Source organism: Bacillus sp. iso_77, from assembly GCF_056173625.1.
On record NZ_CM149683.1, the window covers coordinates 718,350 to 739,350 of the forward strand.

20 protein-coding genes are annotated in these 21,001 nt (G+C 41.9%); 11 read left to right on the forward strand and 9 right to left on the reverse strand.

The genetic code is table 11. The annotated features are described in order from the left end of the window. Positions 1 to 109 precede the first annotated feature (109 nt). On the reverse strand, positions 110 to 2,149 hold the full coding sequence (gene pbp4 / locus AC0VYC_RS03560) for a penicillin-binding protein PBP4(5) (protein WP_475389462.1): 2,040 nt from the start codon (positions 2,147 to 2,149) through the stop codon (positions 110 to 112). A gap of 229 nt (positions 2,150 to 2,378) precedes the next feature. Here pbp4 and AC0VYC_RS03565 point away from each other — a divergent pair, with 229 nt between their 5' ends. Further along, a complete protein-coding gene (locus AC0VYC_RS03565) occupies positions 2,379 to 3,809 on the forward strand; it encodes an SLC13 family permease (RefSeq protein WP_475389464.1) in 1,431 nt (476 codons plus the stop codon). On the opposite strand, the gene AC0VYC_RS03570 is transcribed toward AC0VYC_RS03565, so the two are convergent. Continuing rightward, positions 3,741 to 4,145 (reverse strand): hypothetical protein, encoded by a 405-nt coding sequence (locus AC0VYC_RS03570; protein ID WP_056705609.1) that lies wholly within the window; start codon positions 4,143 to 4,145, stop codon positions 3,741 to 3,743. The genes AC0VYC_RS03565 and AC0VYC_RS03570 overlap by 69 nt on opposite strands. A gap of 91 nt (positions 4,146 to 4,236) precedes the next feature. Here AC0VYC_RS03570 and AC0VYC_RS03575 point away from each other — a divergent pair, with 91 nt between their 5' ends. Beyond that, positions 4,237 to 4,464 carry a hypothetical protein gene (locus AC0VYC_RS03575; RefSeq protein WP_017360415.1) on the forward strand — a complete coding sequence of 76 codons (228 nt, stop codon included), beginning with the start codon at positions 4,237 to 4,239 and terminating at the stop codon, positions 4,462 to 4,464. Here the strand turns inward: AC0VYC_RS03575 and AC0VYC_RS03580 are convergent. After that, positions 4,445 to 4,924 (reverse strand): Hsp20/alpha crystallin family protein, encoded by a 480-nt coding sequence (locus tag AC0VYC_RS03580; RefSeq protein ID WP_008344182.1) that lies wholly within the window; start codon positions 4,922 to 4,924, stop codon positions 4,445 to 4,447. The two genes, AC0VYC_RS03575 and AC0VYC_RS03580, sit on opposite strands and share 20 nt — an antisense overlap. A gap of 65 nt (positions 4,925 to 4,989) precedes the next feature. Between AC0VYC_RS03580 and AC0VYC_RS03585 the strand changes: the two genes are divergently transcribed. Continuing rightward, positions 4,990 to 5,247, forward strand: a complete 258-nt coding sequence (locus AC0VYC_RS03585) for a hypothetical protein (protein WP_008344180.1) — start codon at positions 4,990 to 4,992, stop codon at positions 5,245 to 5,247. 6 nt (positions 5,248 to 5,253) lie between these two features. Further along, positions 5,254 to 5,487 carry a hypothetical protein gene (locus AC0VYC_RS03590; protein WP_008344178.1) on the forward strand — a complete coding sequence of 78 codons (234 nt, stop codon included), beginning with the start codon at positions 5,254 to 5,256 and terminating at the stop codon, positions 5,485 to 5,487. A gap of 35 nt (positions 5,488 to 5,522) precedes the next feature. Here AC0VYC_RS03590 and AC0VYC_RS03595 read toward each other — a convergent pair whose 3' ends face one another. Together AC0VYC_RS03595 and AC0VYC_RS03600 are read right to left on the reverse strand one after the other, a co-directional pair. Next, entirely contained in the window at positions 5,523 to 6,914 is a 1,392-nt protein-coding gene (locus AC0VYC_RS03595) for an amino acid permease (RefSeq protein ID WP_008344176.1), read from the reverse strand. A 179-nt stretch (positions 6,915 to 7,093) separates the two neighbouring features. Continuing rightward, positions 7,094 to 8,167: a tetratricopeptide repeat-containing glycosyltransferase family 2 protein gene (locus AC0VYC_RS03600; RefSeq protein WP_286067103.1), complete on the reverse strand. Its 1,074-nt coding sequence runs from the start codon at positions 8,165 to 8,167 to the stop codon at positions 7,094 to 7,096. 132 nt (positions 8,168 to 8,299) lie between these two features. Here AC0VYC_RS03600 and AC0VYC_RS03605 point away from each other — a divergent pair, with 132 nt between their 5' ends. Beyond that, positions 8,300 to 10,192 (forward strand): ABC-F family ATP-binding cassette domain-containing protein, encoded by a 1,893-nt coding sequence (locus AC0VYC_RS03605; RefSeq protein ID WP_041506629.1) that lies wholly within the window; start codon positions 8,300 to 8,302, stop codon positions 10,190 to 10,192. Here the strand turns inward: AC0VYC_RS03605 and folE2 are convergent. Further along, entirely contained in the window at positions 10,172 to 11,116 is a 945-nt protein-coding gene (folE2, locus tag AC0VYC_RS03610) for a GTP cyclohydrolase FolE2 (protein ID WP_475389469.1), read from the reverse strand. The genes AC0VYC_RS03605 and folE2 overlap by 21 nt on opposite strands. A gap of 143 nt (positions 11,117 to 11,259) precedes the next feature. Here folE2 and AC0VYC_RS03615 point away from each other — a divergent pair, with 143 nt between their 5' ends. Beyond that, on the forward strand, positions 11,260 to 11,685 hold the full coding sequence (locus tag AC0VYC_RS03615; protein ID WP_475389471.1) for a MerR family transcriptional regulator: 426 nt from the start codon (positions 11,260 to 11,262) through the stop codon (positions 11,683 to 11,685). Between the two features lie 57 nt (positions 11,686 to 11,742). After that, positions 11,743 to 12,933: an MFS transporter gene (locus AC0VYC_RS03620; RefSeq protein ID WP_058015461.1), complete on the forward strand. Its 1,191-nt coding sequence runs from the start codon at positions 11,743 to 11,745 to the stop codon at positions 12,931 to 12,933. A gap of 46 nt (positions 12,934 to 12,979) precedes the next feature. Here the strand turns inward: AC0VYC_RS03620 and AC0VYC_RS03625 are convergent, their stop codons facing one another. Continuing rightward, positions 12,980 to 14,533 (reverse strand): ABC-F family ATP-binding cassette domain-containing protein, encoded by a 1,554-nt coding sequence (locus tag AC0VYC_RS03625; protein WP_008343192.1) that lies wholly within the window; start codon positions 14,531 to 14,533, stop codon positions 12,980 to 12,982. A gap of 152 nt (positions 14,534 to 14,685) precedes the next feature. Here AC0VYC_RS03625 and AC0VYC_RS03630 point away from each other — a divergent pair, with 152 nt between their 5' ends. Then, positions 14,686 to 15,828, forward strand: coding sequence for a DEAD/DEAH box helicase (locus tag AC0VYC_RS03630; RefSeq protein WP_259254871.1), 1,143 nt, complete (start codon positions 14,686 to 14,688; stop codon positions 15,826 to 15,828). Between the two features lie 35 nt (positions 15,829 to 15,863). Here AC0VYC_RS03630 and AC0VYC_RS03635 read toward each other — a convergent pair whose 3' ends face one another. After that, positions 15,864 to 16,868, reverse strand: a complete 1,005-nt coding sequence (locus AC0VYC_RS03635; RefSeq protein WP_096881116.1) for an NADP-dependent oxidoreductase — start codon at positions 16,866 to 16,868, stop codon at positions 15,864 to 15,866. 121 nt (positions 16,869 to 16,989) lie between these two features. After that, positions 16,990 to 17,367 carry a YfmB family protein gene (locus AC0VYC_RS03640; RefSeq protein WP_017366799.1) on the reverse strand — a complete coding sequence of 126 codons (378 nt, stop codon included), beginning with the start codon at positions 17,365 to 17,367 and terminating at the stop codon, positions 16,990 to 16,992. A 222-nt stretch (positions 17,368 to 17,589) separates the two neighbouring features. Here AC0VYC_RS03640 and AC0VYC_RS03645 point away from each other — a divergent pair, with 222 nt between their 5' ends. The 3 genes from AC0VYC_RS03645 (at position 17,590) to AC0VYC_RS03655 (ending at position 20,974) form a co-directional block, all read left to right on the forward strand. Next, positions 17,590 to 17,937 (forward strand): YflT domain-containing protein, encoded by a 348-nt coding sequence (locus AC0VYC_RS03645; protein WP_017360406.1) that lies wholly within the window; start codon positions 17,590 to 17,592, stop codon positions 17,935 to 17,937. Positions 17,938 to 19,074: 1,137 nt separating this feature from the next. Next, positions 19,075 to 19,731: a class I SAM-dependent methyltransferase gene (locus tag AC0VYC_RS03650; RefSeq protein ID WP_008343184.1), complete on the forward strand. Its 657-nt coding sequence runs from the start codon at positions 19,075 to 19,077 to the stop codon at positions 19,729 to 19,731. A gap of 517 nt (positions 19,732 to 20,248) precedes the next feature. After that, entirely contained in the window at positions 20,249 to 20,974 is a 726-nt protein-coding gene (locus AC0VYC_RS03655; RefSeq protein ID WP_017360404.1) for a GTP cyclohydrolase II, read from the forward strand. Positions 20,975 to 21,001: the final 27 nt, after the last annotated feature.

The following is a 21,001-nucleotide window of genomic DNA, read 5'->3' on the forward strand; positions in this document are numbered from 1 at the left end:
TTCATTCTCCTCATTTTATTCATAAGGTGAACTATAAAACAATAGCAAATTGTCATGATTTAGAAAAAAAGAGACACATGCGCTTGATGGAGCGTGTGTCTCTAAAGGGTTATTTATAGAAAGAAGCGATGACAGGCTTCATTTTTTGAATGACAAGTCCACTGCCTCCACGGTTTTTCACACCTTCAATCATGCCGACGAGGACATAATCTTCTTTTTTAGGATTAAACGCAAGTAAAAATCCATTTTCAGTACCGTCTGTCGCACCTTGTTTGCTCTTTAGTTCCGCTGTTCCGGTTTTAGCGGCTATATCAGCCCCTTTTATTTGCAACGAGTGAGCGGTTCCGTTTGAATTGGTGACGACTTGAGTTAGTGCATCCTTCACCGTATTTGCTGTATCTTCTTTGATGATCTGTTTTGGTGATGCTGTTTTTTCATCCTGAATGACTCGAGGGTACACAAGCTTTCCTCCTGTTGCAAATGGAGAATAGGCATGTACTTGTTCAATTGGAGACATGAGTAATTCTCCTTGGCCATATGCTGAGTCGGCAAGTAAGATGTCTGATTGGATCCCGTCGTTAGACACTTGTGCCGGTTTCATTGTGAACGGCATGTTTAAATCATCACCAAACCCAAATGTTTTCACTTTTTTCTCGTAAGTATCTTTGCCGATTTCAAGGGCTTCCTGTCCAAAATAAATATTATCTGAGTACACGAGGGCATCGACCATATTGACTTGTTCTTTGTCATGAACCCGTGTAATGCGATAATTTCCCCATGATTGATCCTTTTGCCATTTCAGTCCATGAATGGTGCGCACTTTATTAGGTTTTGTGACACCTGTTTCCAGTCCAATCGCTGCTGTAATGGTTTTGAATGTAGATCCTGGTGCATATCTGCTCGCATACCGAGCTTGGAATGGGAGATCAGGATTTTCACTGTATGCTTGGTATTGTTTAGGCGTGATCCCGTTGGTCATTAAATTGACATCGTAAGAAGGGGTGCTAACAAGCGCTAATAAATCACCTGATGATGGATTCATAATGGTGACAGCCCCTTTTTCACCTTTCAGCTGTTGATAGGCTTTTTTCTGTAAAGATGCATCAATGGTCAGTTTGACTGTTTTTCCGTCTTTTCGGTCTGTTTTTTGTAATGTTTCTTCAATACCTGTTTCATCATGGATAATGAGGATGCTTCCGCCATCTTGTCCTCTTAAGTTCTTGTCAAATGTGAATTCAAGGCCGGTTTTGCCGATGATTTGATCCGCCTTTAAAGCTGGATTTCTTTTGATATCATCCGCATTTGCTTTTCCCACATAGCCTGTCAGATGAGCAGCGGCTTCGTTATATGGATAGTAGCGCATTTCCTTCGTTTGATAGGTGACGCCATTTATGTCTTTTGGAATCGGCTTTTGCTCTAACATAGACTTTAGCGGGACAAATGTGTCATCTGTGACCCATGCTTGTTTCAACTGATTTTGAATCAGCTCTTCATCTATATCAAAAGCGCTGCTGATTTTTTTGATGTTGCTTTCTTTTTCCGTACCTGTCCCGAGCTTTCCAGGGATGATGCCAAGTGCGTGTCCACCAGTTGTTTCTGCTAACGTGCGCCCTTTTCGATCTACAATATTTCCGCGTACCGCAGGATCCGTTGTCACTTTGATGGTGTCACCCTTTTCCATTTGCGGGAAGATGAGATTTGGTTTCCAGTCTACTTTCCACTCGTTATCCTCTTCGGAGAGAACGCCCTTGTAAGAGAGTTTGTTCAGTTTTCCAAGTGACGTTTTCATCGTGACTTCATAGGTGAATTGATACCCATTTCCTTTATCCTGTTTTTCTACGTTGACGTTTGAGACGTTTAGTTCATTCGCACCGATGCCGCTAAAGATATGATCGTATTTTTCGGCAAGTTGTTTTTTAGAAAAGTCATTGGCTTTCAGAGAGCCGCTTGTGACCTCATCTGCCAATTTTGTGAATTCTTTTTTCTCCAGATGTTTCGTAAAGGATTCAGCGGCTTTCAGCGCCTCTTTTTCTTTGGAGAAAAGCGTATCTTTTAAGAAAAAGAGAGCAGCAGCAATCGCGATGATGCTAAGAAGGGGAATGATGACTTTTTTCTGTTTCCAAAATGATTTTCGTTGATCTGTATACAATGAAAACACCTCAATTTTTGATTAGATCCTCTATAGTTTACAGTTACTGTGTAGGATTTGTATAGTTTCTCCTATGAAAATAGACCAAGTCATGAAGTGGAAATATGAAGCAAGACACAGCTGCTGCTTAAGGATCTCTTCATTTTTTCTTATGATTTAAAGGATTTTTTATGTGATCATCGAATGTGAAAAATTAGAAAATTAAAAGCGTTTTCATGAAGGAGGAATTGTGATCGTTTATAAAAAAGTGAATCTGACTGGACTTGTTCTTGGACCGATCTTCTTTTTGCTTATTTTTTTGCTCATTCCAGAAAGTGAATTGACCTATGCACCAAGAGTGGTACTGGGCGTTACTGCTTGGACTGCGACATGGTGGGTCACAGAAGCTTTGCCTATACCGGCTACCTCTTTATTGCCCATCATCCTTTTGCCAACACTTGGCGGGCTATCGATGGAGCAAACATCAAGAGCTTATGGAGACCCGATTGTTTTTATGTACATGGGCGGATTTATGATTGCCATTGCTATTGAAAAATGGAATTTACATAGAAGAATGGCCTTACATATTTTAAACATCATTGGCACAAGAAGTGACCGCATTGTATTAGGGGTTATGATGGCAACGGCCTTTTTATCTATGTGGATTTCAAATGCAGCCACAGCACTGATGATGCTGCCTGTGGCACTGGCTGTGATTAAAGAGGTGAAGGCGAACGATATTTTGTCTGGTGCATCTCTTGACCGATTCAGTAAAAGCATCCTATTATCAGTCACTTATTCAGCCTCTATTGGCGGACTGGCGACACTCGTTGGGTCTGTGCCAAATGCTGTTTTTGCAGCGATGTCAAAAAAGTTGTTAGATCGAGAAATTATGTTTTTTGAATGGTTTTTGTTTGGTTTTCCGGTGGCGGCTGTTCTGCTTATTCTCTTATTTCTGTATTTGACCAAGATACAGTTCAAGGTAGAGCACACAGGTGAAATGGGAGCGGCGTTTATACGGAAGGGTTTAGAGGATTTAGGCAAAATGAAACAAGAAGAAAAATGGGTTTTTGCTATTTTTCTTATGACGGCTTTTTTATGGATCTTTAAAATCTTTTTGTTTGGCGGGCTTCCTGTCTCGGATACGTCGATCGCAATCTTTGGGGCGATGCTGTTATTTCTCATTCCAGCGACAAATGGAGAGAGAATACTAGAATGGCAGGATATGAAGCAGTTGCCGTGGGGGCTTTTGCTTTTGTTTGGAGGCGGGCTTTCGCTCGCTACAGGATTTGCGGAAACGAATCTAACAGGATGGATCGGGGAAAATTTACAGCATTTAAATGGGCTGTCGTATCTCATGCTGCTGATTATTTTAACGGCTTCTATTTTATTTATGACCGAAATTATGTCCAATACAGCAGTTGCGAACATGATCATTCCGATTACAGTAGGGCTTGGACTTGCAATTGGCATGGAGCCGTACGGCTTAATGGCTGCGGCTGCGTTAGCTTCCTCATGTGCGTTTATGTTGCCAATTTCCACACCGCCAAATGCGGCTGTCTTTAGTGCGGATGTGCTGAAAATATCTGATATGGTCAAGGCTGGCTTTTGGCTAAATGTGATCAGTATTGTAGCGATTGTGCTTGCGGTTTATTTCTGGCTTCCGGTCGTGCTGAGATGAAGACTTTGATCGAATGGAGACTTTTGGTGTTTTTGTTTCTTTTGGCTTCGGTACTGAAGCTGCCTTTTTGAGGTGCGGGTCCTTTGGCGTGTAATAGGTGGCTCCAATGTTGAGTCTACCTTTAAGCTGATCAATGGAAAGCTCACCAAACTCTAAATGGTAGTCAATTTTGTCCACATGCAGTGATTCAATGTGAATGTGCGTATCCTCCGAGACAGGCGGAGCAGGTGCAGACATTTTCTGCTCAAGAGCGGTGAGTCTTTTTTCCAGCTCGACGACAGATGGGGATGGACTGGCTTCGGTTTTTTTAAAGAGTGATTGAATGAAATGTTTCAAGTGGACCACAACCTTTTCTTTCGCCTTGCTCTAGTCTATGGAAAAGCTGCCCGGTATATACTTATAGAGATACATGAAAGGGGAGAAGTGCATGCTGCCTACACGCATTCAGATTACCCATATGAAGACGAATACGATTGGTACAGGGTCCTCGATGACATTCGGTTCGACGATCGTACGAAATCACTGCTCGACGATCAAAAGAAACAATGGTTTTGGTGAACAAAATGCTGATGGCGTGATCACGATCTTGCCGATTGAAACGATTGATGATCGTGATCTAATAGACGCAGTCAGTATCAATATTCGTCATCTATGATTATCGCAGTTGCTTTTCCTTCATCCTTTTGCAAGCGAATGTATAGCACGCCGTCTTTAAAAGCCGCATTCATTTGACCAAGAATCATATCTGGGAGCCGAATTTTTCTTTCAAACGGACCATACTTTCCTTGTTTTTGGCGAAAATCTTGTTCGTTAAAAAAGGAAAAACGCTGTCCTTTTACAACTAAATATTCACCATATGACAGCACCTGAACATCTTCCTTCCGGTAGCCAGGCAGATAAATTAAGTACTGAAATTCAGTAGGGGTTTCCACAATGTCGACTGGTGGAAACGATGCATCTGTTCCTCGCTGATCTTGCTGCGAGAATGTAAAGGGAGACGGACCATTTGCCATAAAGGGAGATCTTTGCTCATCATCGAATATCATTTTCCAAAAATCATCTCCATGCATTTGCTGGGCAATGTCCATCCACTGCTTCATTTTTTCGAAGTCCATGTGAAGACCTCCTGTTAACATACTTGATGGGTGCTCGCATATACCTATAAAAAGGAGGTTTATCTGTGGTTCAACCAACTCCGTATATCAATATTAATATTTTCATGTTAAAAATTAATTCCTTTGAAAATGCGTCGGCGGTGAATGTCGGACAAAATTTGTTAGCAGAGTGGCAAAACTCAGATAAAAAAAATCAGGGGTACGGACAGAATTTTGGAGATGCCAGCGGTTTTGTCGGAACAAAGAGCCATGTAGATGATCGAGATCAAGTGGACTCACCTGCCTCTTTTTCGCCAGCAGCTAAACCTATTCCAAGGAAGTGATGTGTGATGTTATTCTCACCCTCAGTCGTCAATGTCGGTGCTTTTAAAATCAATGCAATGGATCGGGGGGCATCACTGACGCTAGGACCTTATCAGCAGATCGATTATTTTCTCTCGATGAAATTGAACCAGGGTTTTGGTGAGGACAATGGAGATTGTTCACCGCTTGTCATTCCGATTTCAAGCGTACTCGATCCAGATATGGTGGATTCGAATTCAGTGAAAAACAGTGTGATTTAAACAAAAAAGAGACCGGGATACCCCGTGTCTCTTTTCTATTGTGTTTGATTCAGATGGCTTTTGCGTCTTGCATAGGTGAAGTACACAACGACACCAATGGCTACCCAGATGAGGAAGGCTCGCCATGTCTCCCATTTCAGTGTGGCAGCCAAGATCATACAAATGACCGCACTAATGATGGGAAGGACAGGAACAAAGGGTACTTTAAACGCTGTTTTCATATTCGGATGTTTTTTCCGGAGTATGATCACAGCGATCGAGATCACCGTAAAGGCCGCAAGTGTACCGATGCTGACTAAATTAGCAAGTGTTGATAAGTTGACGAATCCAACGATACATGCCGCAACAGCGCCTGTCAGCCAAGTGTTGGCAACCGGTGTCTTCGATTTTGGATGAACGTTTGAAAAGATTTTCGGCATGAGTCCATCTCGGCTCATAGCAAAGGTTAAACGAACCTGAGCGTAGACAAGTGCAATTAACACTGTCGTAATCCCGATAATAGCACCTGCCGATATAATACCAGCGACACTATTCAGGCCAACCACTTGTAAAGCAAAAGCGACAGGGTCACTGACATTCAGCTTCGTGTAGTGAACCATGCCTGTTAAGACAAATGAAACCCCGATGTATAAAATCGTACAAACACCGAGCGCACCGATGATTCCGATCGGCATCGCTTTTTGTGGGTTTTTGACTTCTTCAGATGCATTAGCGATTGCATCAAATCCAAGGTAAGCAAAAAAGACAGTGGCCGCTCCTGCAATCACGCCATGGAAGCCCATTGGCATAAAAGGTGTCCAATTTTCAGGTTTAACGTAAGCAAAGCCTGAAATGATAAAGAGGAGGACAATGGCAATTTTGATGAGCACAATGATGTTATTCAGCTTCGTGCTCTCTTTTACGCCTCTTGAGACAATAAAGGTAATGAGTAAAATAATGAGTGCGCCTGGCAGGTTAAAGATGGCCCCATCAGCGGCTCCGGGTGCAGCCGATAAAGCCTTCGGTATGTGCAGACCAAATCCACTGAGCAGTGATTGAAAATAGGATGACCATCCGCTTGCCACAGCAGAGAGCGCAACAACATATTCAAGCATTAAATCCCAGCCCATTAAAAAGGCGAGGAATTCTCCAAGTGTTGCGTAAGAATACGTATAGACACTTCCTGACACTGGAATGGACGAGGAAAATTCAGCGTAGCAAAAAGCAGCAAGGGCGCATGCGATCGCAGCCAAAATAAAAGATATAATAATCGCAGGTCCCGCATCTTTCGCAGCCGCAACCCCCGTTATCACAAAAATGCCAGTCCCGACCACACAGCCAATGCCAAGCAAGATTAAATCAAATGTATTCAAAGAACGGCTCAGCCGCTTCGTTTGACTTTCAAGCATGAGCTGGTCGAGAGACTTTTTTCTAAATAAAGAACTCATGTTGACCTCCTAATGGATAAATCTTTTCGTAAGACGAATGTTAGTATATGCGTAAATGGCAATTTAGTCAATTGGTTGAAAAACGCTTTAAATCGCTAAAGTGTTAAATGTCACAAAAGGCTAATGTGTATCAAAAGACATCCGCCGTCATGTGACAGGCGGATGTGATAACAGGAGATTTACGTTTGTTCAGCAAATATTTTTTCGTTGTACAGCACACTAGGATGGGTTGGGTAATGGGCTGAGGATGCAAGATGATGGGTTTTGGCTTGAGCCAAATCACCGAGCTGATAATAACAATAGCAAAGCTGAAGGTGAGGATACCATGTTTTATATTGTGTCAGTGTAAAGGCTGTTTCGATTTCAGGTGCCTTCAGTGCCTGCTCATACCAATAGATGGACGCTTTGTATTTATTTTGTGCTTTGAAATGATCCCCAATCCGGCAGCAAAATTCTGGACGGGGCTGATCATATAAGAAGGATCGCAATAAGGAGGATAAGGCGGCTTCCTCAAAACCGACTGCATAATAGCAGTCAGCTAAATTTTGGCATGTGCGAATTTCATCCTCAATCCAGCATTGTTTTGTGGCTAAAAATTTGTGATAAAAGCGAATCGCCTTCACATGCTGCTTGTTATCTCGTAATTCATTGGCGAAGTAAAAGAGATCACGAGGCGTCATCTCTTCGCCTTTTGCAAGCATGTTTTCATAAATGCGCAGATTGCGTCCAGGCTCTCCAGCGGTTGTTTTCTTACGCTTTTGATGGGTGACGGCGATATCAGCCGGTAAGATGTTGCCATACACCTGAAGAAACTCATGAACGGCCCCATACCACTGAAAGTTCAAGGCACGCTTGACGAGCCGATTTCTTCTATATTTAAAATTCACCTGACCGTCCTCACTAAATCCAACATGGTAAAACATCGAGACGGCATCTACTGCGGGATCAAGCGTCTGTTTGAGCTGAAGCAGTTTTTGCTGGTCCTCTTCAAGTAGGACATCGTCGGCATCCAGCCATAAGATATACTCTTTTGTCGCATGGGAAAAAGCGAAATTGCGTGCTTTTGCAAAATGCTGGACCCATTCAAAGTCGAGTACCTTTGCTGAAAAGGAGTGAGCAATGTCCTTTGTTTGATCTGTTGATCCTGTATCAACAATGATCATCTCATCTACAATGTCTTGAACAGAAGACAGGCAGTCAGCCAAAACCTCCTCTTCATTTTTCACAATCATACATAAACTAATGGTTATCATCTTTAGATCACCTCTTCATAGTGTATCGAGCATCAAAAGGAAACATTCTTTTCAGAAGCGGGTTTTTTAAAACTAGTTTTCTGCTACTGGCTGATTTAAAATAAAGGAAGAATCTATGTAAGGGCTGATAAAATGAGTTTATTGAATGTAGAAGGATTATATAAAACCTATGGCGAAAAAACGCTGTTTGACCATATCTCTTTTCATATAGAACCAAAGGAACGCATCGGGTTAATTGGACCGAATGGAACAGGGAAGTCAACGCTTTTAAAAGTCATTGCAGGACTTGAATCATTTGAGGAAGGCGACATCACAAAGGCAGGGACACTTGATATCGAATTTCTCGAGCAAGATCCTGAAATGAGCGGGGATGAAACGATTCTCGACTATATTTTTTCAGGAACAGCACCGATGATTCAAACGATGAAAGCCTATGAAAAGGCGCTGGCTGATTTAGAGCATGATCCACAAAACGAGGCAAAACAAGAAGCGCTTATGCGTATGCAAAATAAAATGGATCAGGACGACGCATGGGATGCGAACCTTTCGGCGAAAACGATTTTGACAAAGCTTGGCGTTAAAGATGTGAGCCGATCTGTTCATGCGTTATCAGGCGGACAGAAAAAGCGTGTGGCGATCGCCAAAAATTTAATTCAGCCTGCGGGTTTGCTGATTTTAGATGAGCCGACAAACCATCTAGACAACGCAACCATTGAATGGCTTGAAGGATATTTGAGTCAATACAGCGGGGCTGTCATTCTTGTCACCCATGATCGTTATTTCTTAAACCGTGTCGCCAATCGGATCTATGAATTAAATCAGGGGCAGCTTTACACATATAAAGGAAATTATGAAGTCTTTTTAGAAAAAAGAGCGGAACGAGAAGCAGAAGCTCAAGTAAAAGAAACGAAACGTCAAAACCTGCTTAGACGTGAGCTTGCATGGCTCAGAAGAGGGGCAAAGGCTCGAACGACAAAGCAAAAAGCACGTATCGGCAGAGTGGAAGAGCTGAAGGATCAAAAGGGACCTGATGCAAAGGGAGAGCTTGATTTTGCGATCGGTTCTCACCGGCTTGGAAAACAAGTGATTGAGGCAGAAGAGATCAGCATCACATTTGCTGGTCAAACCCTTGTGGACCAGTTCAGTGATTTAGTCGTGCCAGGTGATCGTATCGGATTTATCGGACCGAATGGAGTGGGCAAAACGACTTTACTCAATTGCCTGGCGGGTAAAATCGAACCGACGAATGGACAATTGACCATTGGACAAACAGTCCGCATTGGCTATTACACGCAGGACCATAACGAAATGAATGAAGAGCTGAATATCATTGATTACATCAAAGAAACAGCTGAAATTGTCAAAACGGCAGATGGCGTCATTGTGACAGCAGAGCAGATGTTGGAGAGATTTTTATTCCCTAGATCCATGCAGCGCACGTTTATCCGCAAGCTGTCAGGGGGAGAGCGCCGCAGATTGTATTTATTGAAGGTATTGATGGAAGAGCCGAATGTTCTCTTTTTAGATGAGCCGACGAATGATCTTGATACAGAGACGCTGAGCATTTTAGAGGATTATTTGGAGCAGTTCCCAGGCGTAGTCATCACCGTGTCGCATGATCGTTATTTCTTAGACCGAGTCGTCCATCGTCTGCTTGTGTTTGAAGGAAATGGTCGTATTTCACACTTCCAAGGTGCTTACAGCGATTACATGGAGCAAGAAAAAGAACAGAAGCGGACAGAGACAAAACCAGCTGAAAAACAAGTAGAAGCTGCACCGAAAAAGAGGAAAAAACTATCCTATAAGGACCAGCTTGAATGGGATGGGATTGAAGATCGGATACAAGCACTAGAGGACAAACACCAGCAACTTGAAGCCAGCATTGCTGAGGCTGGCAGTGATTTTGGGAAAATTCAAGAGCTGATGGACAAGCAAAAAGCCGTCGCTGAAGAACTAGAACAAGCGATGGATCGCTGGACAGAACTGTCGATGATGATTGAGGAATTAGAAAGTAATGAAAAATAAAGGTTGGCAAAAAAACTGTAGAGACATTCTACAGTTTTTTTGATAAGAACATTTGGCATAAGCATCGTGCTGATGAATGGATTCTTCATTTCGGCACTCAATTTGAAACCCTTTAATCCAGTTTTGTTCGTACAACTCTGCGGCAATTAACCTCGCAACATCCTCTACAAAACGTGGATTTTCATAGGCCTCTTCTGTCACGTGTTTTTCATCTGGTCTTTTGAGTACAGGGTAAAGGGGTGCACTCGCATTAGACTCGATGATCTGCAGTAGATCTGCTTTCATGTCATCAGGGAGTTGACCTTGTTCAAACAGCTCTACCTGAATAGATACAGTGCCGCGCTGATTATGTGCGCCGTATTCACTGATTTCTTTTGAACAAGGACATAACGTTGTCACTTGAGCAGTGCAGCCAATATGACAAATCCATCCGTTTTCTTCATGAAAGTGGATGTCATATTGCACGTCTGCATGCATCAAACCGGACTTTCCGCTGATGGGACTCTTTTTTTCCATGTACCACGGAAAGGAAACTTGAATCGAGGCAGATGGCTGATTCATATGCTTGGCAAGCTGTGCTGTCAATTCTTTTAAGGAATCCACATCAACCGGCTTTCCGCTCTCATAAAAGGAGTGAAGCTGCTCGGTGAGACGGCTCATATGAATGCCTTTTTGATGAGCTGGCAAATATGTACTCAGCGTAAAATCAGCGGAAGCGGTTTGGTGCTGTGGAGCCGTTTTAGACAAAATATGTACAGGGTACGACACACGGCAAATTCCGACCTGTTCCAGATCAAAATAAAAGTCCTGTTCAGTTTGTTGGATGTCTATCATGTCCTCTTTTTGACAAGGTTTTGTTCTAGCGCTTGGCGGGACAGAACCGAATTGTGCGTGTCGTTCTTTTTTGGATGGAAATGAACGCATAGGGTACCTCCTTTAAAACGTAATGATTCCTATTTATTCTGCATCAAACCACAATAGAAATCAAGTGATCAAACATTAACGTTTACGTTAAGGTCATAAAGGTGTATAATAAAACATGAATTGATGAGCAGGAGGCACTGGTGATGGAATGGATGAAAATTGATCAAGTGGCGAAAAGAAGCGGTCTGACGAAACGGACGATTCGTTTCTATGAAGAGATTGGTTTATTATCAGCACCAAAGCGGACAGAGGGCGGTGTCAGACTTTACTCAGAGGATGACATGGAAGAACTGGAGAAAGTGATGCAGGCCAAAGAAGTACTTGGCTTTTCTTTACAAGAGCTTCAATCGTTTATGGAAATCGGAAAACAGCTTGAGCTGAATAAAGAAGGCTACTTGTTGTCACTTGACCCGAAGGAACGATTAGAAAAACTGTTAGATCTTGATGCGCAGCTGACTGTGCAGCATCAATTGATTACAAAAAAGCTAGAAACGATTCAATCCTTTAAAAAGGATCTTGAAATGATGAAAGAAAGAGCGGCTCATGCCATTGAGCAATTACAAAAATAAACACCTCAGCGTGTTTATTTTATTTTGTTAAACAACTGTAGGAAAGGTTCTGATGGAATGAAGGAAGAAGAAGTGTTGAAACAGCGTACAAGTCTGCTTAGGCAGCCAAAAGCCGTCTGGGCCGTTGCCTTTGCATGTGTGATTTCATTTATGGGCATAGGGCTTGTAGACCCGATTTTGCCAGCCATTGCATCACAATTAGATGCATCTCCAAGTCAGGTCTCTCTTTTGTTTACGAGCTACTTACTTGTGACTGGCTTTGTGATGTTTTTTACCGGTTTTATTTCTAGTCGGATTGGTGCGAAATGGACGTTATTAATCGGACTTATTTTTATTATTGTCTTTTCTGCTTTAGGGGGTACCTCTTCAACGATTAATGAATTAATTGGCTTTAGAGGGGGATGGGGCATTGGGAATGCCTTATTCATTTCAACGGCTCTCTCTGTCATTGTCGGTGTGTCTGTTGGAGGAAGTGCGAAGGCCATCATTTTATATGAGGCTGCACTAGGTCTTGGGATTTCTGTCGGGCCGCTCCTTGGCGGTGAGCTTGGAACGATCTCTTGGCGTGGGCCATTCTTTGGTGTGGCAGTGTTAATGCTCGTTGCTCTTTTAGCCATTACCTTTATGCTGCCACCTATGCAAAAGCCGCAGAAAAAGGTGAAGTTATTTGAAGCTGTTGGAGCCTTGAAATATAAGGGGCTTTTAACGATGGCATCTGCTGCTTTCTTATATAATTTTGGATTCTTTGTTCTTCTAGCTTATTCGCCATTTGTGCTTCATCTTGATGAGCATGGTCTTGGTTATGTCTTTTTTGGATGGGGACTATTTTTAGCTGTGACTTCCGTCTTCTCAGCGCCGGTCATTCATCGCAAGCTTGGAACATTGACTTCTCTTGTGGTTCTGTTTGCTTCGTTTGCTGTGATTTTATTCGGTATTGGAATCTGGACTTCACATGTTGTAGTCGTCATCTGCGGAATTGTCATTGCTGGGGGTATTCTTGGTATGATCAATACTGTGCTCACGACCGCAGTGATGGGATCAGCACCGGTTGAGCGTTCCATTGCTTCATCCTCTTACAGTGCCGTGCGGTTTATTGGGGGCGCGATTGCTCCTTGGATTGCCGGCGTACTTGCTGAATCTTTTACTGCAAGCACCCCTTACTATGTTGGGGCGGCTGTCGTTCTGTTAGGCATGATCATCCTACTAATTGGCCGGAAACATCTCATCAATATTCAAGCAGGTCATTAAATAGAAAAAGCCTTATATCTGCATGAGATATAAGGCTTTTTTGTGATTATAATACTTTGGTTGTCCAGGATTCACAATTCCAAGTTTCAGTGGCCACATCTTGATAAAATTCAGGTTCGTGGGAAATCAATAGGACGCTGCCTTTATATTCTTTTAACGCGCGCTTTAATTCTTCTTTGGCATCGACATCCAAGTGGTTTGTCGGCTCATCGAGAACAAGTAGGTTGGTTTCTTCATTGATCAGCTTACAAAGGCGGACCTTCGCTTTTTCACCACCACTTAAAACAGACACACGGCTTTCAATATGTTTTGTCGTTAAACCGCATTTGGCAAGGGCAGCTCTGACTTCATATTGTGTGTACGATGGGAAGGTGCTCCACACCTCTTCGATACAAGTGTTGCTGTTTTGCTCTTTTACTTCTTGTTCAAAGTAGCCTATATGCAGGAATTCTCCGCGTTCCACCTCACCAGAAATGGGGGAGATTTCTCCAAGAAGACTTCGGAGCAGTGTCGTTTTTCCGATACCGTTGGCACCGTATAACGCAATTTTCTGCCCGCGTTCCATTTTTAAATTCAATGGACGAGAGAGCGGTTCGTCATACCCAATGACTAAATCCTTCGTTTCAAAAATCAATTTCCCTGATGTACGTGCAGGTTTAAAGTGGAATTCTGGTTTTGGTTTTTCCGCTGCTAATTCAATCATGTCCATTTTATCGAGTTTCTTTTGACGAGACATCGCCATATTTCGAGTGCTGACACGTGCTTTGTTTCTCGCGACGAAATCCTTTAATTCAGCCACTTCTTGTTGCTGCCTTTTATACGCTGCTTCTAGCTGCTGCTTTTTCACTTCGTATACTTGTTTAAATTGGTCATAATCACCAACGTATCGCGTGAGTTCTTGATTTTCGACATGATAAATCAAGTTAATGACACTGTTTAGGAACGGGATATCATGTGAAATGAGGATAAATGCATTTTCATATTCCTGCAAATAGCGCTTCAGCCACTCAATATGCTGTTCATCTAAATAGTTGGTCGGCTCGTCAAGAAGAAGAATTTCAGGCTTCTCTAACAGCAATTTCGCAAGCAGTACTTTTGTCCGCTGTCCGCCGCTCAGCTCTGTCACATCACGATCGAGCCCGAGATCTGTTAACCCAAGACCTCTTGCAATTTCCTCTACCTTGGAATCAATGATATAAAAATCATTGTTCGTCAGGGCATCCTGAATGACGCCTACTTCTTCTAAAAGCTTTTCTAGCTCATCAGGATCTGCTTCACCCATTTTTTCGTAAATGTCATTCATTGCGGCTTCCATTGAGAATAAATAATGGAATGCATCTTGAAGGACTTCACGAATGGTTCTTCCTTTTTCAAGCACGGTATGCTGATCGAGGTAGCCGACACGGACATTTTTTGCCCATTCGACCTTTCCTGCATCTGGCTCAAGCTTGCCAGTAATAATATTCATAAACGTTGACTTTCCTTCACCGTTGGCGCCGATCAAGCCGACATGCTCGCCTTTTAATAACCGGAAGGAGACTTCGTGGAAAATGGCTCTGTCGCCAAAGCCATGACTTAAATCTTTAACAGATAATATCATTTTTTACACCTCAAATAGATTCAAAACGGCTAGTGCCTCTCATGATTATATCGAACTGTCCGGCTCGATAAAAGCATCAAAAGAAAAATTGCGTTTCAAAGCTGATTTTGAGATACTTAAGGATAGATTGAATGAGGATAAAGGAGATCAACATGACGGAAAATTGGGCATTTTTGAAAGAAGCAAAGCCATTTATTCAAAAGAACTTTGAAGCGGCTGGCTTTGAGAAGCCAACAGCGATACAAGAACAAACAGCAGAGTGGATTACGGAAAAACGCGATGTGATCGCAGAATCACCGACTGGAACAGGGAAGACCCTAGCGTATGTTCTGCCGCTTTTAAATAAAATTGATGTGAGTATCAAACACCCGCAAGTCTTAATCTTGGCACCTTCAAGAGAGCTTGTGATGCAAATTTTTGATGTTGTGCAAGAGTTCAAACAAGGTTCAGACATCAAAGCTATTTCCTTAATAGGCGGGGCAAACATCAAGAAGCAGCAGGAAAAGCTAAAAAAACACCCGAATATCGTGGTGGCGACACCGGGTCGCGTACAAGAGTTAATCAAAATCAAGAAACTGAAAATGCATGAAGTGAAAACGATCGTGTTAGACGAGGCAGACCAGCTTCTTGTCCCAGAGCATATGAAAACGATCCAAGCGATCATTAAATCCACATTAAAAGAAAGACAAATCCTTTGTTTTTCTGCGACGTTGAAAGAGGAAACCGTTCAACAGATTAAAGACATTGCATCTGAACCAGAAGTATTGAAAATTAGCAGAAGCCAAGAAGAAGCGCAGAAGGTAGGGCATTATTACCTGTTATGTGATCAGCGTGACAAGGTGAAATTACTACAAAAGCTATCACGGCTTGAGGACATGCAGGCACTTGTCTTTGTGCGAGATATTACGAATTTGAGCATTTATGCAGAAAAATTAGCGTATCACCATGTCGACCTTGGTGTGCTTCACAGTGAAGCGAAAAAAGCAGAGCGTGCAGTCATCTTAAAGGCTTTTGAACAGCGTGAATTCCCGCTTCTTCTTGCAACAGATATCGCAGCAAGAGGGATCGATATTGACGATCTGCCTTACGTGATCCATGCCGACCTGCCAAACGAAGAAGGCTATATCCACCGTTCAGGCAGAACCGGCCGCGCAGGAAAAGAAGGGGCGGTTATCAGCCTAGTCACATCTCAAGAGCATTCAATGCTTAAAAAAATGGCGAAAAAGCTAAATCTTTCGCTTCAGGAAATTGTTTATAAGCAAGGTCAGCTGCACCTTGCGCCCAAGCAAGCATAAAAAAAGGACCCTCCCACATGGAGGGTCCTTTCTTTTTATGAAACTTTGACAAGCTGTTTTCCGACATTTTCCCCTTTGAATAGTCCGAGGAATGCATCTGGAATATGGTCAAAACCTTCGATAATGGTTTCTTTGTAAGTCAGTTTGTCTTCTTTTACCCATTGTGCGAGATCTTTTGCCGCTTCTTCAAAACGATCAGAGTAGTTGGCAACAATGAAGCCCTGCATCAATGCACTTGTTTTAATTAGTTTTGTTTGCACACGAGGCCCAATGTCTTCGCTTGCACTAATGTTATAAGAAGAAATGGCGCCGCAGACTGGAATACGTGCAAAACGGTTCAAATGATTCATCACAGCATCAGAGATTTCGCCGCCCACATTGTCAAAATACACATCGACACCGTTTGGACAGGCTTTTGCAATGGCGTCATCTAAATCATTTGTTGTTTTATAATTAATGGTTTCATCAAAGCCCAGTTCTTTTAAATAAGCCAGCTTATCATCAGATCCGGCAATTCCTACGACGTGGGCACCTTTGATTTTAGCAATCTGTCCGACAACAGAACCAACGGCACCTGCGGCTCCAGAAATGACAACAGTTTCTCCTTCTTTTGGCTGACCAATCGCAAGAAGTCCAAAATAGGCGGTTTGTCCTGGCATGCCCAAAATCCCTAAGTAATAAGAGAGCGGCGCAATGGATGGATCAATTTTTGTCAGAGACTCTGCTTTGGCAGTAGAATATTCCTGCCAGCCAAGGAATCCAAGTACAAAATCACCTTTCTCAAATTGAGGAGATTTGGACTCGACGACTTCTCCGACCACTCCACCCTGGATCACTTCATTGAGTTTAAACGGAGGTGTATAGGATTTTGTATCTTGCATTCGTCCTCTCATGTAAGGATCTACAGACACATATTTCGTTTGAATCAAGACTTCGCCATCTTGCGGCGTTGGTATATCAACTGTTTCAAAATGAAAAACATCTTTAGTAGGTAACCCTTTTGGACGTTTTGCTAATTGAATTTGTTTTTGTTGACTCATGTCAAATCCTCCCTTTCACTTGCAACCTAGATTTACATTAACATGATGCTTCTTTTCGTTCAAAACATACGGTCTTTTCCAAGCACATACAAAAAAGCAGCCACCATCTAAAAGAAGGGGACTACTTTTTTTGAAGAGAGACAGAAAGGAGCGGCGGGAGACAACCAAACAGTTGATACTCATCCGCATCACGTTCTTTTAATAAATATTCATTTGCATTTTGCATGGAGGCTTTCATCATATCGTGCGTCACAAAAGGAAAAAGGATATTTAAATATGAGGACAACAGGTCTTGTGGATCTTGTTCGATTGACTCGATATCTCCAATGTTAATAATAATAGAAAAGAGATAATCGATGCAGATGTGAAAGTGCTGTTCAGCAAACAAAGTAAGCGGCTTTGCTTTTGATTCTTCAGGATTCCATTTTTGAAAAAGCTGTTTCACCAAATCACTGACAACCCATGCATTAAACTGCTGCTCAGCTGAAAAATAATACATCAGCTCCACCCCATTTCTAGCCTCCAGTATAAGAATTGTACAACAAATGACAAGGAATGAATACAATTTTTCAGAAAATTTAGTCATATTCACAGTCTTTTTGTCAAAAATAAGTCCATAGACGCATTAAGTTCACAGAGTAAAAATGGATGTGCTGGAGGAAGGTTTAATGACAAAAGTGACGGGTAAAAGATTCGTAAGACGTTAAAGGAGGAATAATAAATGAAACCTGTTGTAAGAGAGTATTCAAATGATGAAACACTTCAAAGAGATGTGGAGCAATTAAAACAACTCGGTGTTGCAAGAGAGGACATTTATGTTCTGTCCCATGACGATGATCGAACTGAGCGTATTGCAAGTAACACAGATGCCAATACAATAGGTCCAAAAGAAGTTGGACTCAAGCATGCGGTTGGAAACATCTTTAGCAAAAAGGGAGATGAACTCCGCAATAAGATTCACGAAATTGGTTTCTCAAAAGAAGAAGCTGAGACATTTGAAGAACATTTAGATGAAGGAAAAGTTCTTCTCTTTGTGACTGACCATGAAAAAGTGAAAAATTGGGCATAAACGCCATCGTAAAAAGCCTCTTACTTTTGTAAGGGGCTTTTTTTCAGATTGTTGACAAAGGGCTAAAATGAACTTGATTTTAGCCCTTTGTCTTCTTTTCAGCGTGATAGAAAACCTTTGCAGTCTAGGAAGGACGAGCACCGGAGCAGAGCGGATTGACATTCGTGAGTACCAGCGCACAGGACTGACAAAGAATGCGAGGGTTTGTCTACACGCTGAAAGCCTCTTACTTTTGTAAGGGGCTTTTTTTCATGCTGCGATAATTAAAATCTACCATCTGTCTTTTTCACTATAATAAGAAAGGTTGAAAAATTGGGATAAACAGTAAAATGTCTAATTGAAAATATAGAAATATCAAAGGGTACCATCAAAAAATGAAAAAAGTAGTGAAAATATCACAAAAAACCATTCGGGAAATAATTATGATATCTTTATTTTTATTTCAAAATGAAATAAAAATCTTGTGTAATTTAGTAGATAAATTTCTTAGTTCTATTGGTTTAAGTTGTATTTTTGTGTAGAAATAAGTGTTTTAAGGTCAAAAAACCACGAAATATACCTGTATTTTCAATTAGAAAATCATTCTAATGTTTAGGAAATAATTTGTTGACAAAATAATCTAAAAACAATATATTTGGCTTAATCAAGTTATTATGGAATTAGTTGTTAAATTTTTGATGGGTGGATTTCAGGATCAATTCGGTAAATGATGATGCATTAAGACCTAAGGGAGAGCGCTTCTGAGGCAGAGCGATACTGAAGAAATATCTATTAGACAAAAAAATAGATGAAAGATAGCTTAGAATGGTAGATTCGTCTTTCTACTATGCCTATTTCTCAATGATATTGTTCAAGGTATTCAGAGGATCATCATAAAGAAAGCGCTTTCTTATCGCTGTTAAGGAGGTGAACCCATATGAAGAAAATGTATAACAAACTGAGGCGCTGTAACAGTTGAATGGCTGTGGTTGTATGTGAAGATGAGTGCTGAAAAAGAAGAGTGACATGTGGGATGCTTCTCTCCTTTTTCAGAAAATAGATTTCCTAAAAAATCCATCTTTCATTTTATCATAAGGCTTTTTGCTTGAAAACCACCTTTATTAGGAAAGGTGATTGTGAATTGAAGGAGGTCACGTGATGAAAAAGGCTTTGTATCATGAAGACAGCGGGTTGTATTTAGAGAAAATGCGCATGGCTTTTCAAGAACACTATGAGCAAAGAACAGATATGTGGTCCACTGATCCATCATTAACAGACGCTGCTGTGATGTCTCTGAAGGCATGGCGTTCCAGGGAAAAGGATGCACTTGCTTCGGTGCTGGATATCGGCTGCGGGAACGGCCGGGCTCTTGAACATTTACAAGGACTGTCGGCATATACCGGCATTGATCTTTATGAGCATGAGGAATGGCAAGGATTAAAGAAGAGAAAAGAGGTTCCTGTCCATTTTTATCATCAAGATTTTATGTCCTGGTCGATGAATCAAGGGCGCGAGCTGACGTTTGATTTGATTTTAGATCATGGCTGCTTTCACCATCAGCACCCTGATGACCACGAACGATACTTAAAGCAGATTTCCTCGCTGCTTCATGAAGGTGGTGTGTTTTCCCTTGTTGTATGGGGAGAAGAGTGGAAAACAGGCTTAATCGGAGAAGATGGACGCTTCCATTTTTCATTCTCAGATACTCAGCTTGGAGAAAAGATTTGTACATCAGGACTTGAGCTCGTTTCGATTACACCATTACAAGCGAAGGCTGGGATCAGCCAGCATCATGTCATTGCTGTCAAAATCTAGTGCAAAGGAGGATAAACGCGATGTTTGATGTGATGGTTCTTGGTGCATACCTAGGCGGGTGTCATGCTTCAATCAATGTAGCTGAATTGAAGTACGGACTATTCATCCAATCAAAGGGTACAACCGGATGACGTGCATTTGAAGAACCAGAGCTTCTAGTAAAGGAGAAAGCAGCTCGAAGCTAGCAGAGATATTCTTTTAGAGAAAGAGCATGTCAGTTTCCATTCAAGAATCATCCAATGGTGTTGCTCTCTTACAGAGAATACAGCGTATGAAGCTCGATTTCTGCTCCTTTGTACTGGACAAGTGACAGCCTAAAAAGAGTCTTTATGAAAGGTACTGATGGATGATTGGCATCGCACATCTATTCAGCCAGTATGACAGGAAATTTTTCCTGAGCCATGATTCTAGCTGGAACCGGTGCTCAGGATGCAAAGGGAGTGCATACACATATTCATCACGCCATCACTGCGCTGAGAGAGTTCAATGGGGTGCAGTGATGAATAGGGGGAGACAAATGAACAAGTTTGTAGCTGAACTACAATCAATGATTCATCATTTTACATTTCAAGAAAAACACTATTTGCTCGTGGGGCCAGTGAACCTGCCGATCTCTATTGAACATGAAGAAGTGCAGTTTACATGGTATGCCTTTGCGTCTGTAGAAGCTGATACAACGCCAACGGTTGAGTCTATTGTACAAATGAGTACCGAGCAGCAAACATTTTCCTCTTGTCTCCTTTTTGGCGACTTTGAAAATGAAGTGCCGCCGCTTGTGCGAATTCATAGTGTCTGCCAAACAGGGGATGTGTTTGGGTCACTGAAATGTGATTGCGGTCCACAGCTTGCATCATCGCTAAAAAAAATCACTGATTACGGAAAAGGCATGCTTGTGTATATGGCCAATCAAGAAGGGCGCTCTATTGGGCTAATGGCCAAAGCCTTCACGTATAAATTACAGGAAATGAAACTGGATACATTTGAGGCGAACAGGTTGATCGGCTGCGGAGATGATGATCGGCATTACGAGGAAGCAGCGGCTGTCTTGCACTATTTAAACAAAGGGAAACCATTGCATCTCTTAACCAATAATCCAGATAAAGTCGATTCCATTGCTGCTTACGGTCTTCCGGTTTTACGGTTTGATCATACGGTAGAAGCCTCTCTCTATAATGAGGCGTATTTAAAGGCAAAAGCAGCATCAGGGCATATGGTCGATGAGAAGAAATTAATTAATCAGTAGATGAGTTTATTTAAAGAAGGCGGGAGA

What these genes read in the sequence shown, in the direction of transcription:
- AC0VYC_RS03575 (WP_017360415.1), top strand. Translation starts at nt 4,237, where the DNA reads ATGCTGCCTACACGCATTCAGATTACCCATATGAAGACGAATACGATT.
- AC0VYC_RS03580 (WP_008344182.1), bottom strand. Translation starts at nt 4,924, where the DNA reads ATGGACTTCGAAAAAATGAAGCAGTGGATGGACATTGCCCAGCAAATG.
- AC0VYC_RS03590 (WP_008344178.1), top strand. Translation starts at nt 5,254, where the DNA reads ATGTTATTCTCACCCTCAGTCGTCAATGTCGGTGCTTTTAAAATCAAT.
- AC0VYC_RS03595 (WP_008344176.1), bottom strand. Translation starts at nt 6,914, where the DNA reads ATGAGTTCTTTATTTAGAAAAAAGTCTCTCGACCAGCTCATGCTTGAA.
- AC0VYC_RS03600 (WP_286067103.1), bottom strand. Translation starts at nt 8,167, where the DNA reads ATGATAACCATTAGTTTATGTATGATTGTGAAAAATGAAGAGGAGGTT.
- AC0VYC_RS03605 (WP_041506629.1), top strand. Translation starts at nt 8,300, where the DNA reads ATGAGTTTATTGAATGTAGAAGGATTATATAAAACCTATGGCGAAAAA.
- folE2 (WP_475389469.1), bottom strand. Translation starts at nt 11,116, where the DNA reads ATGCGTTCATTTCCATCCAAAAAAGAACGACACGCACAATTCGGTTCT.
- AC0VYC_RS03615 (WP_475389471.1), top strand. Translation starts at nt 11,260, where the DNA reads ATGGAATGGATGAAAATTGATCAAGTGGCGAAAAGAAGCGGTCTGACG.
- AC0VYC_RS03620 (WP_058015461.1), top strand. Translation starts at nt 11,743, where the DNA reads ATGAAGGAAGAAGAAGTGTTGAAACAGCGTACAAGTCTGCTTAGGCAG.
- AC0VYC_RS03625 (WP_008343192.1), bottom strand. Translation starts at nt 14,533, where the DNA reads ATGATATTATCTGTTAAAGATTTAAGTCATGGCTTTGGCGACAGAGCC.
- AC0VYC_RS03630 (WP_259254871.1), top strand. Translation starts at nt 14,686, where the DNA reads ATGACGGAAAATTGGGCATTTTTGAAAGAAGCAAAGCCATTTATTCAA.
- AC0VYC_RS03635 (WP_096881116.1), bottom strand. Translation starts at nt 16,868, where the DNA reads ATGAGTCAACAAAAACAAATTCAATTAGCAAAACGTCCAAAAGGGTTA.
- AC0VYC_RS03640 (WP_017366799.1), bottom strand. Translation starts at nt 17,367, where the DNA reads ATGTATTATTTTTCAGCTGAGCAGCAGTTTAATGCATGGGTTGTCAGT.
- AC0VYC_RS03645 (WP_017360406.1), top strand. Translation starts at nt 17,590, where the DNA reads ATGAAACCTGTTGTAAGAGAGTATTCAAATGATGAAACACTTCAAAGA.
- AC0VYC_RS03650 (WP_008343184.1), top strand. Translation starts at nt 19,075, where the DNA reads ATGAAAAAGGCTTTGTATCATGAAGACAGCGGGTTGTATTTAGAGAAA.
- AC0VYC_RS03655 (WP_017360404.1), top strand. Translation starts at nt 20,249, where the DNA reads ATGAACAAGTTTGTAGCTGAACTACAATCAATGATTCATCATTTTACA.